Source organism: Candidatus Nitrospira allomarina, from assembly GCF_032050975.1.
GTDB classification, from domain to species: Bacteria; Nitrospirota; Nitrospiria; order Nitrospirales; family UBA8639; genus Nitrospira_E; species Nitrospira_E allomarina.
Genome location: NZ_CP116967.1, coordinates 932,595 through 947,907, shown reverse-complemented (window position 1 = coordinate 947,907; position 15,313 = coordinate 932,595). Strand labels below are relative to the sequence as shown.

At 48.7% G+C, this 15,313-nt stretch carries 12 protein-coding genes; 8 read left to right on the top strand and 4 right to left on the bottom strand.

Annotated elements, in window-relative coordinates:
* The first annotated feature begins 77 nt into the window (after nt 1–77).
* From PP769_RS04065 to PP769_RS04045, 5 genes are all read left to right on the top strand, one after another.
* Nucleotides 78–1,058, top strand: a complete 981-nt coding sequence (locus tag PP769_RS04065) for a glycosyltransferase family 2 protein (protein WP_312645508.1) — start codon at nt 78–80, stop codon at nt 1,056–1,058.
* Between the two features lie 542 nt (nt 1,059–1,600).
* Entirely contained in the window at nt 1,601–2,050 is a 450-nt protein-coding gene (locus PP769_RS04060; RefSeq protein WP_312645506.1) for a hypothetical protein, read from the top strand.
* Nucleotides 2,051–2,323: 273 nt separating this feature from the next.
* The gene (locus PP769_RS04055; RefSeq protein ID WP_312645504.1) at nt 2,324–2,995 is read left to right on the top strand and encodes a hypothetical protein; all 672 of its coding nucleotides are present in this window, start codon (nt 2,324–2,326) and stop codon (nt 2,993–2,995) included.
* A gap of 14 nt (nt 2,996–3,009) precedes the next feature.
* The gene (locus PP769_RS04050) at nt 3,010–4,008 is read left to right on the top strand and encodes an SGNH/GDSL hydrolase family protein (protein WP_312645502.1); all 999 of its coding nucleotides are present in this window, start codon (nt 3,010–3,012) and stop codon (nt 4,006–4,008) included.
* Nucleotides 4,005–5,480: a lipopolysaccharide biosynthesis protein gene (locus PP769_RS04045; RefSeq protein WP_312645500.1), complete on the top strand. Its 1,476-nt coding sequence runs from the start codon at nt 4,005–4,007 to the stop codon at nt 5,478–5,480. Before PP769_RS04050 ends, PP769_RS04045 begins: the two co-directional genes overlap by 4 nt.
* A gap of 311 nt (nt 5,481–5,791) precedes the next feature.
* Here the strand turns inward: PP769_RS04045 and PP769_RS04040 are convergent, their stop codons facing one another.
* The 3 genes from PP769_RS04040 to PP769_RS04030 form a co-directional block, all read right to left on the bottom strand.
* Nucleotides 5,792–6,904: a glycosyltransferase gene (locus PP769_RS04040; protein WP_312645498.1), complete on the bottom strand. Its 1,113-nt coding sequence runs from the start codon at nt 6,902–6,904 to the stop codon at nt 5,792–5,794.
* Between the two features lie 5 nt (nt 6,905–6,909).
* Entirely contained in the window at nt 6,910–7,878 is a 969-nt protein-coding gene (locus tag PP769_RS04035) for a glycosyltransferase family 2 protein (protein ID WP_312645497.1), read from the bottom strand.
* Between the two features lie 117 nt (nt 7,879–7,995).
* Nucleotides 7,996–9,138 (bottom strand): glycosyltransferase family 4 protein, encoded by a 1,143-nt coding sequence (locus PP769_RS04030; RefSeq protein ID WP_312645495.1) that lies wholly within the window; start codon nt 9,136–9,138, stop codon nt 7,996–7,998.
* A gap of 600 nt (nt 9,139–9,738) precedes the next feature.
* Here PP769_RS04030 and PP769_RS04025 point away from each other — a divergent pair.
* Nucleotides 9,739–10,596 carry a hypothetical protein gene (locus PP769_RS04025; RefSeq protein WP_312645493.1) on the top strand — a complete coding sequence of 286 codons (858 nt, stop codon included), beginning with the start codon at nt 9,739–9,741 and terminating at the stop codon, nt 10,594–10,596.
* A gap of 220 nt (nt 10,597–10,816) precedes the next feature.
* On the opposite strand, the gene PP769_RS04020 is transcribed toward PP769_RS04025, so the two are convergent.
* Entirely contained in the window at nt 10,817–12,322 is a 1,506-nt protein-coding gene (locus PP769_RS04020; protein WP_312645491.1) for an alkaline phosphatase family protein, read from the bottom strand.
* Nucleotides 12,323–13,569: 1,247 nt separating this feature from the next.
* On the opposite strand from PP769_RS04020, the gene PP769_RS04015 reads away from it, so the two are divergent.
* On the top strand, nt 13,570–14,298 hold the full coding sequence (locus PP769_RS04015) for an HAD family hydrolase (protein ID WP_312645490.1): 729 nt from the start codon (nt 13,570–13,572) through the stop codon (nt 14,296–14,298).
* Nucleotides 14,276–15,265 (top strand): UbiA prenyltransferase family protein, encoded by a 990-nt coding sequence (locus PP769_RS04010; protein ID WP_312645488.1) that lies wholly within the window; start codon nt 14,276–14,278, stop codon nt 15,263–15,265. The genes PP769_RS04015 and PP769_RS04010 overlap by 23 nt, the downstream gene beginning before the upstream one ends.
* The last annotated feature ends 48 nt before the right edge of the window (nt 15,266–15,313 follow it).

Genomic DNA, 15,313 nt, shown 5'->3' with positions numbered 1-15,313 from the left:
ACGAGAAAGATGGGTACAAAACGTCAGGGCCGATTGAAAATAGATTTGATTGATTGTGGACTATTGGAGTTAAGATCATGACTCAGCACTTTGAGCCGGTCATGTCGGTAATCCTCGCCACCCCGGATTGCTATGAAACTATCCGAAAAACCATCAAACATCTTCGCACTCAAACAGTCAGGCACCAACTTGAGGTCATCATTGTTGCCCCGTCTATCTCTTTGCTGAACCCGAATGAGTCCGAACTCAAGGAGTTTTGTCGGGTTCGTGTTGTTGAAGTGGGTCGAGTGTCCTCGATCGGTTCGGCAAACGCCAAGGGCATACAACAGGCAAGCTCGCCTTTAGTCGCCTTAGCAGAAGATCATGCTTTCCCCGCACCGGGATGGGCGGAAGCTCTGATTTCCGCGCACCGTCATCATTGGGCGGGAGTAGGTCCGGTGATTCACAACGCTAATGCACCTAAAAACGTCATTGCCTGGGCTGATTTCCTGATTGGATTTGGGGAATATGTTGTTCCTGGTGTATCAGGAGAAGTGGAACGCCTACCAGGAAACAATAGTAGCTATAAACGAGAAATTCTTCTCGATTACGGCCCTAACCTGGAAACTATGATGGAGACTGAGACCCTTATCCACCAGGACCTTCGGAAAAAGGGATATCGGCTTTTTCTAGAATCTTCGGCACATGTCTCTCATCTCAATTTTGAGCGAATGAGTTCGTTTATTTCTGTCAAATACCTAAGTGGGCGAACTTTCGGGGCTGCTCGAGCAGGAGGTTGGAGTCTATTTTACCGACTGTTCTACGCGTGTGGTACCCCCTTGATCCCTCTGGTTCGATACTGGCGGTTAAAAAAGCGATTGAAAGTTTTCCGTGAACACTACCAATTACCTTGGGGAGTATTGCCAATGGCCTGGTGTGGATTATTGGTTAGTGCCACTGGGGAGATGATCGGTTGTTGTTTCGGAGCAGGACAAGCTGTAGAAAAACGGGCCAAATTGGAATTTCATCGTCTTCCGCATTTGAAAAAACCACGCAGATCTTTAGAAATACCCGTATGACTCTACTTTTAACATTCCCCCATGGCATGTCTATTGAGAGGCCTTGAGTGGCGTCATGAAATATTCCCTACTTTTCAACCAATAAATACAAAAATACAAAGAAATTTCAAGAAATGGTAGGCCCCTTGGAACAAAATTTAGGGACACGCAATTCCGATGTCAGCGTGGTTATTGTATCCCATTGCGTTGCTGGAGGTCCGAAAATATGGAATGATCTGAGACGACTTCTAGATGCGCTGCCAAATAGGATATAAAGGGGATACGGAATTTCTGCTTTGTGAAAATGTCAATTTGAAAGGGAATCATTCTTTTGGATCTCATCGACCTTCTTCATGGTCTGCGGATGGCGCTCACCGAAGACCCCGCGTCCTATCTGCTCAAAAACGCTGGTATATAGGTCGCCCTAGTGGATCTGGCGGAAATGCTTGATGCCGATTGTGTTCCCGAGCCAGATTGGTTGCGGATGTAAGTGAATTCCAAAACCGAGGATCATCAATCTCCTGGTATCAGTTAAAAAAACCACGTCGAACCCCGTCAGGGGAGTGACCCGTTTCATCTCCAAAAACTATGCTGCTTTGGGACGAGCGGTTTATCTGGGTCACCCATTGGCAGCCGTAATCGGGCATTTTTCGGGAGGAATGCAGTCGGAGGCCATTCACCGTACTGAAGGGCAACTGCTTTTTGATCCACGAATGCGAGGTATGCATGATTTTAAAGGATGGTTGATGCGCGTCGATATCCGACGCAACTGCGGGTATGGCACAGTCATCGTACGACCGAGCAACACCTTTTGCATGGATAACCTTCTTGGGGGCGTTCTCTATTTCTATGCTTGTGGTCGGAAAGACAATTATAAGTTGAAGGTGACCGGTATCGGCAAGAAGGGTTTGCACGAGCTGCCGTATTTCCCATGGGAGGACACGGCGCGGCGTACTCTACAATGTTATCAAGAGATCGCACGGAGTTGTTCGTCGAAAACAAGGGATTCCTAATCATGCAAATCGAATCAAGTTCTTCGCACAGCCACACGACAGCCTCAACCTCAACCATACCCCTCTCAATCGTGGTTGCAACGACGAAAACCCTGGCCGGAAATACGCGCTTGTTTAGACTCTCTTTTGGGCCAATCCAAAAGGGTCGGAGCTGGAATTCTGATGGCGGACGGTCATGGCCGAGGGCTTCCTGATATGGGCAAAGCGTCCTATAAGGAACTCATGTGGTTCAAGAACCCGGGCGCATCCGTTTTCGGTCTCCGGAAGCTCGGCATGTCTCACACACAAGGAGAAATCATAGCCATTACGGAGGATCATTGTCGGGTTGCCCCCAAATGGTGTGAGCTGGTCATTCAAGTCCACAAGGATTATCCCGATCCTACTGGAATTGGTGGGGTGGTTGAAAATGGAGCCATCACTTCACTAATGGATTGGGCAAATGTTTTTCTAGTGTTCGCGCCATTCGTATCTCCGATTAGAAACGGACCTTCCGGGCGAATTTGTTTACAGGCAAATATCTCTTATCAGCGTCGGGTTGTTTCGCGATTGGCTTCCCAACTCGGGGTGATGGAAATGTTGTGTACCCGACAACTTCGCCAAGAAGGGGAAGTGAATATTGCTGCTGACCGCCTCCTTGTTTCCCATGTTCAGTCACATGGTTTTGGGGGGACCTTCACCGCTCATTTTCACAACGGGCGATCTATCGCAGGACTTCAGCCTGAAAAACTGGGGGGGTTGGGCCGTATGCTTCGTCTTGGCTTTACCGCAATTCTGCCTCCTTATCTTTTGGGGTTCACTCTTCGGTCTCTAATGAGCACACAGCAGGTCTTGGGGAAAGTCTTTGCAAGTCTGCCTCTACTCGCACTCCTCGTGTGTTGTCATGCAGCCGGGGAATTTATAGGCTACATGATTGGGGCTGGCCAAAGTCCGCAACGGATGGCTTGAAGATGGCAGCATCAATGCCAAAACGATTGAAAGGAACTCTTTTTTATGCTGGGTATCTGCTTCTCGTAACCTTACCCCTCTTGGAAGTTGGGGTTAGGATCTGGGGATATTCGGAGCATCATATTCATGATCCGATCTATACCTCATTTGAACCGAGCGAGGACATTTCCTACATACATAAACCTAATCTTATGCAGGCCAGAGCTCGAGGTCGTGTTTTCATTAACACGGATAGCCTGGGATTGCGTTCGAAAGTCCCCGGAATGGTCTATGGCACCAAACAACCCCAGGAATATCGTATTGCAATCGTGGGTGATTCCGTCACATTTGGGGAGGGTGTTCCCAAAACTGAGGAAACGTTCACCGAAGTTCTGGAACTTATGCTGAATCAACACCAGAATCTCTGGACCGTGAAAGTGTTTAATTTCGGTGTATCGGCGTATAGCGTCAAAGAGATGGCCGCCATGCTAAAACACCGTATAGTGAATATACAGCCGGACCTGGTTGTTATGGCTATCATTCCGCCTGATCTGAATCTCGACCGGACTCCCACCATTGACTCGGCTGGTTATCTGGTTGGTCAAAAAATCGCAAGTCTTCTTGATTCTCCGGTTGGAGAGGCCTTAAGAGGAATCCGCCTTCTGTATGTGCTCCGGGATATAGGGTCACGGTGGGTTTCTCCACCTCAATACCTTGACCCACTGCTTTCACGCGGGGAGATTCCCCACTCCTACCGTTACATTCAACAATTCAACGAGACAGCAAATCAATATGATCTTTCCTCATTGATTGCGCTTCTTCCACGAATGGAGGAAAACGCCTGGGGTCCTCTTCCTGACAGACTGATACATGACGGTATCAGGTATCTTGATTTATCCTACCTCGGTAAAGAATTTACCACTGAAGAATATATGGCAAGTCGATTTGACCGGCATCCCTCTCCTGCGGTTCATCGTCGAATCGGGGAAGCATTAGCCCTGTATGTGGAACATCAACCAGAGTATTCCCAGTGAGTCCCTTGTCGTCCCAACCAGGCCGTCATCTTGTTGATGGGACAGTCCGAGTCTTTCTCGCCGGGCTCCTGTTTCCCCTTACGGGCCTCATTACCGCCGGGTTCCTCACCCGACGACTCGGAACCGATGGCTATGGCTTATTGGTCCTCTCTGCGACGTTGTTTGGATGGGTGGAGCTCGGGATCAACTCATTTTTTGCACGTCCGGCGATTAAGTTTATTGGGGAAGCCAAAAACTGGCTTCCAGTTGGTAGCACCCTCATCCGGTTGCAATTCGTAGCAGGGGTTGGCGGAGGGGTGTTACTAGGACTGCTCTCATTTCCTCTTGCCTGGCTCCTCGACGAACCGTTGCTTGCGCCATATCTCGCCCTCTATTCCCTCCACATCCCAATCAGTAGCCTGACTCAAGCCCACCAGAGCATCCTTGTGGGAATTGGTAGTTTCCGGCAGAAAGCCGTGACTAATGCCTACCGTTGGATTGCCAGGCTGCTGTTGATTCTGTTCTTGGTTGAAATGGGCCTGTCTGTTTCTGGCGCTATACTTGGAAGCCTTGGGGCGGCCCTGGTCGAACTCACTATCACCCGTCGTTATGTTTGCCCTCCCTTCTTTGGCAAAATTGTCATCCCCATCCGCCCATTTTATGACTTCGGTATCCTTCTGTGTGTCTCATCCATATTGTTCCTTATTTTCTCCAGCATGGGTTTGGTTATGCTGAAAATCCTTGGCGGAACCCTGGAGCAGGCAGGAGTCTATGGTGCGGCCCAGAATTTGTCGATCATTCCCGGTCTGTTTGGGGCATCTTTTTCCCCGCTGTTGCTCTCGACGGTGAGCCGTCTCCTATTTGAAGGAAAAACTGATCAGGCAAAAAGCATGGGATTTGGTGCGATGAGAATGGTTGTGGGTTTATTTCCGTTTGGAGCTCTCATTGCGGGCGCTGCTCCTGAGATTGTCACATTGGTGTTTGGTCAGTCTTTCGAGCTTGCTGGTCCAATCCTGGGGGTGTTGATTATGGGAGCCATCGCGTTTGTGATGGTCTCAATAGCCGTGGTCATTGCGACGGCTTCAGGTGCTCCACTATTCACCTTATATTTAAGTATCCCGCTGGTCTTCCTGGTGGTGATCGGGAACTTGGTGATGATTCCCGGATTCGGTGCCCTTGGCGCCGCTATGGTGACTGCCTTGTGTCAGGGAATTGGTGCCTTGGCTTCCGTTTTTGCGATCTATCGGCTTTGGGCTATTTTCCCGCCAATTGGGACCTTGTGGCGTAGTGCCGTCATCAGTGTATTGGCCTATACCCTGGCAGTGATGTGGCCAACTGCTGGTCTTTTGCTTGTGATTAAAATCGGGTCTATCGGAGGGGTGATTATTCTGGCATATCTGGTCTTGCGGGAATTCAGTTACGACGAAATTGCACTCGCACGTTCGTTTGTCACACGAAGAGCAGTGCCTATCGAACAACAGAAGGAAAGATAAATTCGGTTCATGGGTAATCGAGGTATGGTGAACCCTGTCTCTTCCAGGGGAATATTCAATGGGTTCAGTTGCAGAGCATGCGAATTGGGGCCCTTTGACCTTTCGGCCGTGTTGTTGGTCTCAGCTGGCCTGGGCTCAGCAGGGGGTAAAGAGGTGTGCAGACAGACTCTAAAATGAAGATTGAAACCTTAAATGAGAAAACATGTTAGTGTGTCATGGTTGCTTTGTGGTTAGCGCCGGTTTTATGTGCGCATTCGAAAGGTTTGCAGTAGACTGAGGGAAGTGTGTCCTGCACCAATTTTATAGGTTTTTTACATCGGGGTAACTCGGATTACCTCCTTAATGAAATTTTCCAGCTTTTCTCTATGGCGGTCGGGAGAAAATTGTCGGCTTAATTCCTCCGATGGGACTTCGGCGGCGAGCAGATCAGCCTGCGATGAACTTAAGAAGGCAACCCACTCCTCAGCACTATCCATGATCGTCAGGCCAGGTCCGGAGGGGCATTCGAGGCCCCGTACCGCCAGGGTGGTCGCGAGAACCGGCATTTGATTGTATAGACTCTCCGCAACCTTGATGTTCACGCCGGCACCTTCGTGAATGGGGCAAATCATGATATCAACCTGTTCCCATACCTCCCTTAGGTTTTGGACAAAGCCATGGGAAATAACTCTGCCACGAGTGGGTATCTGGTCACTCTGTCGTCCAAAAACGTGAACCGTGATTGGGCGGCCCACCTTGGGAAGAATCTTATCCATGAGCCACTTCCAACTTTGGCGATTGGGCCACCATGCGAAATCGGCAAGGAATCCAAGTCGTAGATGGCCGTTGGGCTTCGGGTGACGGGCTATAGGAGGATTGGTAAACATCGGCGGAACATGAAGAGTTCGCAGTCCTGTGACCTGGTTACAACCCCAAGCCATTTCAGCCGCAGAAAGAAATATAACCCCTCGGGAGCGACGGAACCCCTCGATCTCATATCGACGTTGCTTGATAATTTCTCGTTTGAGGACATGTGAAAGGAATGGGTAGTTGGCCAGTTTTTGAGTCAGCACCTGGTGCTCCAGATTATGCGCGATGAGCACTGTGGGGATTTCAGGCGGTAACTCATTGACGGCCCATAACATGTCACCGCCGTTGATCAACACCGCATCGAAATGCTGGGACCGCGCAATTTTGCGAATTCTCAGCTTAAACTCGGGCTGACGGGTAAACAATGTCAATGCTGGAAGTTCAGAAATGTAGGATTGAGCCAACGACAATACTTGGCGCGACCGATACCATGGGCCTGGGGGGGGGTGAAGAGGAGCTGCCAAATTGACTACGTGGCTACTCCCCAGCGCGGCAAGGAGTCCGCGAGTGTAGGTTCCTGCACCACCCGGGTGCGAAGCCGGGTCAACCAGCGAAGCAATGAAAAGCTTGGCCATAATGGTCAGCGATATTTCGTTTTGTCTACTCGCTGGTGCCGGAATGCTAAGAGCATACCGTTGATTTCGAGGAAATGTATCCAAAACGTGAGGACCAGTGCGACTGGATAGTCTGTCAGTCGCAGACCGTATTGTTGGCCAACTCGAAAACATGTCCCCAAGCTCTCAATTACTCTGCCTATGAAAAATATAGGAATTGAAGCCTGTCCGAGCCGTAGGAGCCAACTGTATCGCAACCCGGGATCGAGCTGACGGATACGGATAGTGGCCCATCCGATATGGCAACGAATATCGCGCTCCATTGACCAGCCCTCGAAGTCGTGTATCACGGTCATGGCTGGCTGAAAGAGAAAACGGCCGCCGTCCCGCATGATGGCAGCAGATTGTAGCTGTGCTGCGTAAGGTCCTTCATTTTCCGGGAGGGGGAACCGTTCGTAAACCTTTCGGAGAAAACCGGAGTTGTTATTGGAAATGAAGCGGGTCGGGCCTTCTTTCCCTGGGTCGAGAAAGCCGCGGGATAAGACTGAGAGGCATCGTTCGGTGGCGGTTTTGCCCTCATACATGGTGCGGCCGCTCACTGCAACATATTGGGGGTGAGACCGAAATGTGGTGATCAGTGACTTGAGCCACCCGGGAACCGGAATGCAGTCTGCATCCAAGAGAGCTATGATTTTACCCTGAGCTGCCTGAGCGCCAGCGTTCTTTTGCTCGTAGGTAGCATCTTTGGGCACTCCGATCACCTTTAAGCTGGGTAACTCGGCCAACAAGTCGGCTGGAATTTTCCGTGCACGCTCTTCCGTTTCAACGAGTAAAAACTCAACGGGTTCGTCCACTTCCTGTGTGGCGAGTGCTTGAAGGCAACTGCGGAGATCGGCAAGTTCTGCATGGCGATCTGTGTCATGGTCGGCCACAATCAGCACACTAACCACCGGCTCGGAATTGTGGCCAGTTCCAGAGCGTTCATTATCAAGCATGGGTATACCTCCAGTTGCTTTGTTTTATAAAGGATCGAATTTGAATGATTTAACTGCCTAAATCCTACAGTCAACCAGACAATTATTACTTAATGGAAATTTTTTCGCAATTTTTACTTAAGAATTTTCGGCTAAACGCATATAAAGACGAGCGTGTCGGCGGGCGCTTTCCTCTTTGGTATATCGCTTGAGCACTGCAGCTCGAGCCTCCTTCACCTTGACCAATGCTGGGGCCGGGTTACCGATCATATCGATGGCAGCTTCTGCCAAGGCTTCAGGATTGGATGGGTCCACCAATGTACCATATTTTCCGTTGTCAAGAATTTTTGGGAATGCACCGCTGCGACTTCCCAATAAGGGTACCCCCGCCGCAATCGACTCTAACACCACTAAACCAAACGCCTCATTGTATGAAGGGATCATCAACAGGTCCATATGGGACATGATCTCGCAAATCTGAGTCCGGTGACCAGAGAATTCGACGTGGTCGGAGAGTCCTAATGCCACGACTTGTTTTCTGAGTTCCCTTTCCAAGCTGCCGGCACCGACGATCTGGAGGCGAGCGCCGGGTACCACATCGACGATATTCCGCATGGCCGCGATTGCCACCCTATGCCCTTTTTCGAATTCGAGCCGTCCGACAATGCCGAGTAATGGATGGGCAGGATCGGTTAGGGCTCGGATTTTCGGCAATTTGGTGCGGCCCGCCAGAAAGCGGTTTAGATCGAAAAATTGGTCAATAATTTCGGCACGACCCCATTCGTAGGGCTGCAACTGTTCCTTCATCAAATGTTCGGCGATACAGACGTAGGCTTTGGTGCTCGTCGCCAACCAGTGGTGCATGGCATTTATCAGCGGCCGCAGAATCCATCTCGGTTGTGGTTCATCAAAATTAACCGTCATGATAATGACGGGCACACCCGCCAGTTTGGCTGCCAGGCGAGCCCAGACGTTGCAAAAGCCTGATTGTGTTTGAACAATGTCCGGTTGAATTCTGCGGAACGTCTGATAAAAGGCCTTGATAACCTTGATGATGTGGATTGGTTCCGTGATGCGGGGAATGCCCAGTCCGAGTTCATGGATGGTGCAACCGGTTGCCTGTACCGCAACGCCGATTGTAGAGGTGGTCGGCATCAAAGTCACCATCTCGAAACTGAAGCGCTCGCGATCAAGTTCCTCGGCAAGGCCCAACGGAGAATGTTCCCCACCGGCATCGCGGTAAAAACCAAGATAGGCATACAGTATCTTTATTTTTTTCATTCTAGCCGAAACTGTCGGGATGTTTGGTTTCAATTCCTAAAATTTAATAGCATCTTAAGGGTAAAAATCCACGTAAATAAATAAGATATAGTTTATTACCTAAACAGGGAAAGGGTGATCAACGAGGGAAGTGGGAGGGACCAATATCTGAGCCGATAGAAAAGAATTACATATGAGTGTGGATCTCAAGGGATAGCGTAGTCTAGGATTAATTCATTTTCCAAACTTTCCCAAAGAAATCAGGATGGAGGTCGATCTCGTCAAACAAGCATTTCCCGGACCTTCCTCACTGAAAAGCGTATAGCGCAACTCCGGCATGAGCCTCTTTACGCTCACGGCTGAATTGCGGGTTTCGTCGATTACTCTCTTTCCCCCAAAAATAGGGATGACTTATGTAACATAGTACGAATGACTTTATGAGAAAATTATAGTAATGTCAGCGAAATTTGAGAAATTAAATCTATTTTTGAAGTCGATTTTATTTGGTTTGCAAATGGAGGATTGCCAGTCTGTTTTTTTAATCCAGAATGACATTTGGCAAGAAGGAAAGAATGCAAGTCATAATCTGCTGAATATTGGATATATGAAGGATCAGAATTGATGTTTAGGTATTTGCTGCGAAGCATCCGAGAACCCGACACCCTCCGGAACATTTTTGTAGAGCGACTTTCGGAACCACTACACTTAAATCTTATTTCAGGGTTTGTGGCTCTCTTGGGAAGCTACAGAACCAAAATCGATTTCGATTTGATTGAACGGCGATATCACGCATTTGGGCTACTCAGAGCGGCCGACATTGCACGAGAAATTAATGTTGATCGTCTGACGGTGCTGGAATTTGGGGTCGCTAATGGGTCGGGACTGCTTAACCTATGCGAAGTAGGCAGGAGAATCACTGAAATAACGGGGGTGAAGTTCAATATCGTCGGATTTGATACTGGGTTGGGGTTGCCCTCCCCAAAAGACTTCCGTGATCACCCGGAGTACTATAGTCAGGGTGATTTTCCTCTCCAGGATAAGGATTTGTTGTTAAGAAAGCTTCCTGAAAATGCGCGCATCAATTTCGGAAACCTCGAGGATACTATAAAAGGTTTTTTGAATGATGTCCGAGCTCCAATTGGTTTCATCTCTGTGGATCTGGATTACTATAGTAGCACAGTGGACGCTTTGACTATATTTGATGGGCCTTCCGATTTGTTTCTTCCGATGGTGGTCATGTATTTTGACGATGTCAAACGAGAATTACACAACCCATATTGCGGCGAACTCCTGGCCATTGAGGAATTTAATAATGGACATGACTTCAGAAAAATTACCAAGTTCAATTTTCTCGAAAAAAGGCGAATCTTTCGCAATGCCGAGTGGATAGAGCAAATGTATTTTTGCCATATATTTGATCATGCCATTCGAACCAATGCCTTAAAGGCTAAACGGGGAGAGATTCTTACACGCCCCTAACTCTACCAGAGTCTGTTGACCCTCCAGCCTCCGGTAGTTCTCCATCACATTCAAGGATGTGTGCCCTTCCAAATAACTCTTCGAATAACATACTTGAAAAGGCCCGAGGCCAGCATATCCAATGCATTGTATCTGGGTAACGCATTTCTGCAGAAAATGGTGCCGGGTGCAATCATTTTCCCCTGGTAAAAGGAGGTTGGATCTCCATAATCACAGATTTTCATCGATATACGAGAAATGACTGGCCGGGAAGGTCTTTGTGGGGCACGCCCGCTGCTGCACAGACTGTCGCACTCAGATCAACCAGATGAGGGTTTCGGCCATTGATCGCCTGATACGCTCCCGATCGTGGGACGATGATCGCGCCGGCGCCCGGTATGTGGTTTCCCGACCGTCCTGACCCCGCACCTCCGCGCAAGACTGTGCCGTATATCGGGGAAGTCACGCCGCGCAGGTTCGTAGATTGTTCGCCAGTCCATCGGATTACCAGGTCGGGAAGCCTGTCTAGTTTCTCCCCGGGAGGTAAATGGTCTTCGGGTCGTTCAATGCCCACGATGCACTCTTTCCCATCGATGTCGCTAAAGGTTCGGAGGCCCTCGGCGATCACGTCGCAGAGCACTTTTGCTTCGGATTCCATGACAATCCCATTCCGCTCACGCCCGCGGATGTTGAGCCGAACCAATCCAGGGCCGTCTGAAGGGAGCGAAAAGGCCCGTACCACTTTCCAGTCCTTCCCAATCGTTCCCAGTCGAGCCGTGAGTTGGAGCGAAAGTGAGTCCGGTAAGGCATCTGCGACTTTAGAACGAAACGAGGTGGGTACAATCGCACGCAGCTTCGTCAAAATGTCATTTCCTGATGATGCGCGGACCGAGGAGGGAGGGGTCAGAATCCGTTCCAACATTTCGGGAAGAAGATCGGACCGACAAGTCTCCGGACCCATTCCCTTAGCCCAGAACACAAGGAGATCTGCATTGTCAGGCAGAATTTTTATTATTCGACCGAGTGCTGCGTCGGCTGCTAGATATACGTCAATTAAGGAGTTCTCCAACAGAGCCGTTCCGGTTGGGGATTGCCCGATGACGTCGACGGACGCTGGATCCCAAAGCTGGTGACCCGCAAGGTGGATCGCAGCCATGTGCAACCAGAGGACATCGGGAGCCCTCTCCTCCATCAATCGTTCAACCCCGCTGGCTAGGCGGCTAGGCGCCTGCAGAAGAATTTTCCGTAGGTGGAGGAGATGGTGCTGCGCAGGTTGACCAAAGGTCTCCTCACCTCTCGGAGTCTTGCCAAGATGTTTTAAAAGTTCCTTGCCCAAGCTCGGAGGATGCGACCATTTGGCCAAGTGGACGCGTGATCGAAACTGACATCCACACACCACATTACCGTTGGCCAGCTCTTGCATGGGGTGTTCGGGTGGATCGATGGCAAGGACTCGTTTACCTGCTCGGTCCAGACGTCGGAACAGAGTCTCATCTGATAGGAGTTCGTGAGACAGTCGAAGCCTTTGCTCGGGAGCAGACCAGGTAAACAAGGAATAAATTCCGTGCTCCGAGAGATGCTGCCCGGTATAGAGGGTGGCGTAAACTGCTCCATCAAGAAATGGGGGGTCGAGGTTGACGACCTCGCCTTCTCGTTGAAGAGCCGCGAGATTTGGCATTCGGTTGTCAGCGATTAACTGCTGGATAAGGGGCAGCGAAGGGGCCTCTAAAGAGATGGCCGCAATCATGTTTTGCATTCTATGACAGAACAGATCAGATAGATGTAACTCTGGCTCTGGCACATGTGGGTACTCCCTCGAAAAAGAACAGGGGGGATATGTCCAGGGATTTCGGCGCCTCAAAAATCATTGATTGTTTTAGAGATCACCTAGTCTGATTTAACCATTCTAGATTTATTTCAAATTTTAAAGATGCCAGGTTTGAAGTAGTAAAATCAATCTAAAGGTTAACCGGGTTTGCCTACGGGGCCAAAAAAATCTAGGCCATGCTTCAAAGATCTTCAATGAACAGCTTGCACAAGAGTATTACTGTGTTGACGACCATGTATTTGGAGTGTTAATTGCCTTCTTTCAGAAGCAAGTGTAAGTATAGCGGGGATAGAGCTAATACACGATATTTAGCCAGACGAACATTCACGAATTGCCCATCCCTTCAAAATAATGGTTGTGAGTTGTACTCTGGAAAATTCATCATTGCTATGTATGATCGACCCGTTGAAATGTTCATGCTTCATGACACCCAATCGAGTTACCCAGCCAGCCGTTGGAGTAAGGGACCATAATCTAGCTTCCCCTTTCTAAGAATGATCGGTTGCAGCATGGATTACGAGGAATCATGTATAAATTATCCGACTAGCCATCGTTATTCCCCAAAAAAAATGCAAAAGACAATGGTTTCCACAAGCCTTTCGGCTTCATTATCGAGGAGAGAAAAAAGGCAAAAGCGCTGACAACCATCCAAAACCCCTACAGGGATTCTAGGGAGATCAATCGTCTTACCCCACCGGCAGTTGCTCAAAAACGGTCTCCCTTTAATGGTTAATGGTGGGCGATGGTTTTATAGGACAAATTAGTCCCAACTATCACTATCACCATTTATCCTACCGTCGGCAGAAAACAGCGTGTTTCACAGGAAGAGCCAACCGAGGACATGAGGCCTCGTCTAACGTTCTCAACTTGGCTTAATGGGACCTATGCGTAATCTGAACGGCCGCTATCGGTTACGGTCCCCCCAGTGGTTCGTTTTTTTAACTTTTTTATTACAGCCAGTAATTTTGGCCTTCGATTATAAGCAATACGGAACAATTCTTGCTTAAATGCCTCAAGGAATTCTTGATGGCAAGAATGGTGTTTTTGAACAATCATCCAGTACCTTGATGGATATAGGTATTTGCCCACTACATATCGTTTTTATGGGCTTTTGAGAGTCAATTTTTCAATAACCATTTTTCTGATTATGGGGAGTAGACTGTTTCGTGAAGCTGGTTCACCCGATTCGTGCTGTTTTGCTCGATATTGACGGAACCCTCTATCATCAGCAGTCTCTACGGGGTCTGATGGCCTTTGAGGTATCTACCGTTCCGTTTACATTAGGTTCTATTCGTAAGGCTCTGCGTGTCTGGCGAATTTTGAAATGTTTTCGGGAAGGACGTGAAGCGTTACGAACCATGGAAGATCCAAGTACCCCCTTGGTGAATTTGCAATATTCCCTTGTTGCCGAACGAGTCGGTGTGACCCCCAATGAGGTGGAAATAGTGGTGAGTGAATGGATGTTCCGTCGCCCCTTGAAATATCTCAGGATTTGTCGGCGTCGTAACATGAACGAATTTTTTCAATTAGCGGCTGATAGGGGCCTGCGAACCGGCGTGTTTTCTGATTACCCTGTAAGAGAAAAATTGCAAAGGCTAGGGATTCATGCTCCGCTAGAGGTGGAACTATGCGCCACGGATCCGGAAATTAATGCGTTTAAACCCAACCCCAAAGGGTTTCTCTATGCCTGTTACCTCTGGAATCTTGATCCTCGGGAGGTGTTGTATGTCGGTGATCGGTATGACGTCGATGCGTGTGGTGCCAAAGCCGCCGGAATGCCTTACGTGATATTTTCCCGCCGACCGCCTCGCGAGTTGGACGCGAGTGCAAAAACAGAATATCGTTTGATTACTAATTTTAGAGGTCTTTGCGATGTTATCCACTCAACCATCTAATTTTTTTCGGGTACTCTGGCCTTATGTCCAGATCGCCAGGATCGACCACTGGTTTAAAAATGTCTTTATGATTCTGGGCATCGTGCTGGCCCTGTTTTATGAGCCGGAACTCTTTGCCTGGGCTAGTCTTCCCCCATTGCTTCTGGCTGTTGTAGCTACCTGTTTGGTTGCCTCAAGCAATTATGTGGTAAACGAGCTTCTTGATGCCCCTTATGACCGTCTCCATCCAGTGAAAAAAGACCGTCCCGTTCCTTCCGGGAAGGTCAAACCTAATTGGGCCTGGCTGGAATGGTTTTTATTGGGGACTTCAGGGATCGTTCTTGCTTTTTCCCTAAATGCGTATTTTGGAACCACAGCCCTCGTTTTTTTGTTGAGCGGCCTAATTTACAATATTCCGCCGATACGGACGAAAGAACTACCTTATTTAGATGTACTTTCTGAGGCACTGAATAATCCGATTCGGTTGTTGCTTGGGTGGTTTGCACTTGTAACCAACAGCATCCCTCCACTATCCCTGGTATTGGCATACTGGATGGTCGGCGCATTTTTCATGGCCACTAAGCGATTTGCCGAGTATCGACGTATAGGTGACCCGATACGTGCACGGGGGTATCGTAAATCGTTCGGGTATTACACAGAAAACCGTCTATTGCTCAGTATGTTCTTCTATGCGATGGCCTGTTCTTTTGTGTCTGGAATATTTCTTGTCCGATATCATATGGAATTAATTCTTTTTGTCCCCATAGGTGCCGGGTTTTTGACGTATTATCTTAAAGTTGGTTTGTTGGAGGATAGTCCCGTTCAAAATCCCGAAAAATTATACAAGGAAGGCGGCTTTGTTCTTTATGTTGGATTGAGCACGATGCTCTTTCTCCTGCTTATGTTTTCTGAGATCCCGTTTTTGTATGAGTTGTTTAATGTTAATCCGGCTCTCATTCCACCTCTTTGGACTATTGGTGAAAAGTAAGTCACCGCTATCTGACTAAAAAATGAGTCAAGGATATCTGAGGAGTTA

Bases quoted from the DNA above. Each gene is read 5' to 3' on its own strand.
- PP769_RS04065 (WP_312645508.1), top strand. From the start codon at position 78: ATGACTCAGCACTTTGAGCCGGTCATGTCGGTAATCCTCGCCACCCCG.
- PP769_RS04055 (WP_312645504.1), top strand. From the start codon at position 2,324: ATGTCTCACACACAAGGAGAAATCATAGCCATTACGGAGGATCATTGT.
- PP769_RS04050 (WP_312645502.1), top strand. From the start codon at position 3,010: ATGCCAAAACGATTGAAAGGAACTCTTTTTTATGCTGGGTATCTGCTT.
- PP769_RS04040 (WP_312645498.1), bottom strand. From the start codon at position 6,904: ATGGCCAAGCTTTTCATTGCTTCGCTGGTTGACCCGGCTTCGCACCCG.
- PP769_RS04035 (WP_312645497.1), bottom strand. From the start codon at position 7,878: ATGCTTGATAATGAACGCTCTGGAACTGGCCACAATTCCGAGCCGGTG.
- PP769_RS04030 (WP_312645495.1), bottom strand. From the start codon at position 9,138: ATGAAAAAAATAAAGATACTGTATGCCTATCTTGGTTTTTACCGCGAT.
- PP769_RS04025 (WP_312645493.1), top strand. From the start codon at position 9,739: ATGTTTAGGTATTTGCTGCGAAGCATCCGAGAACCCGACACCCTCCGG.
- PP769_RS04020 (WP_312645491.1), bottom strand. From the start codon at position 12,322: ATGATTGCGGCCATCTCTTTAGAGGCCCCTTCGCTGCCCCTTATCCAG.
- PP769_RS04010 (WP_312645488.1), top strand. From the start codon at position 14,276: ATGTTATCCACTCAACCATCTAATTTTTTTCGGGTACTCTGGCCTTAT.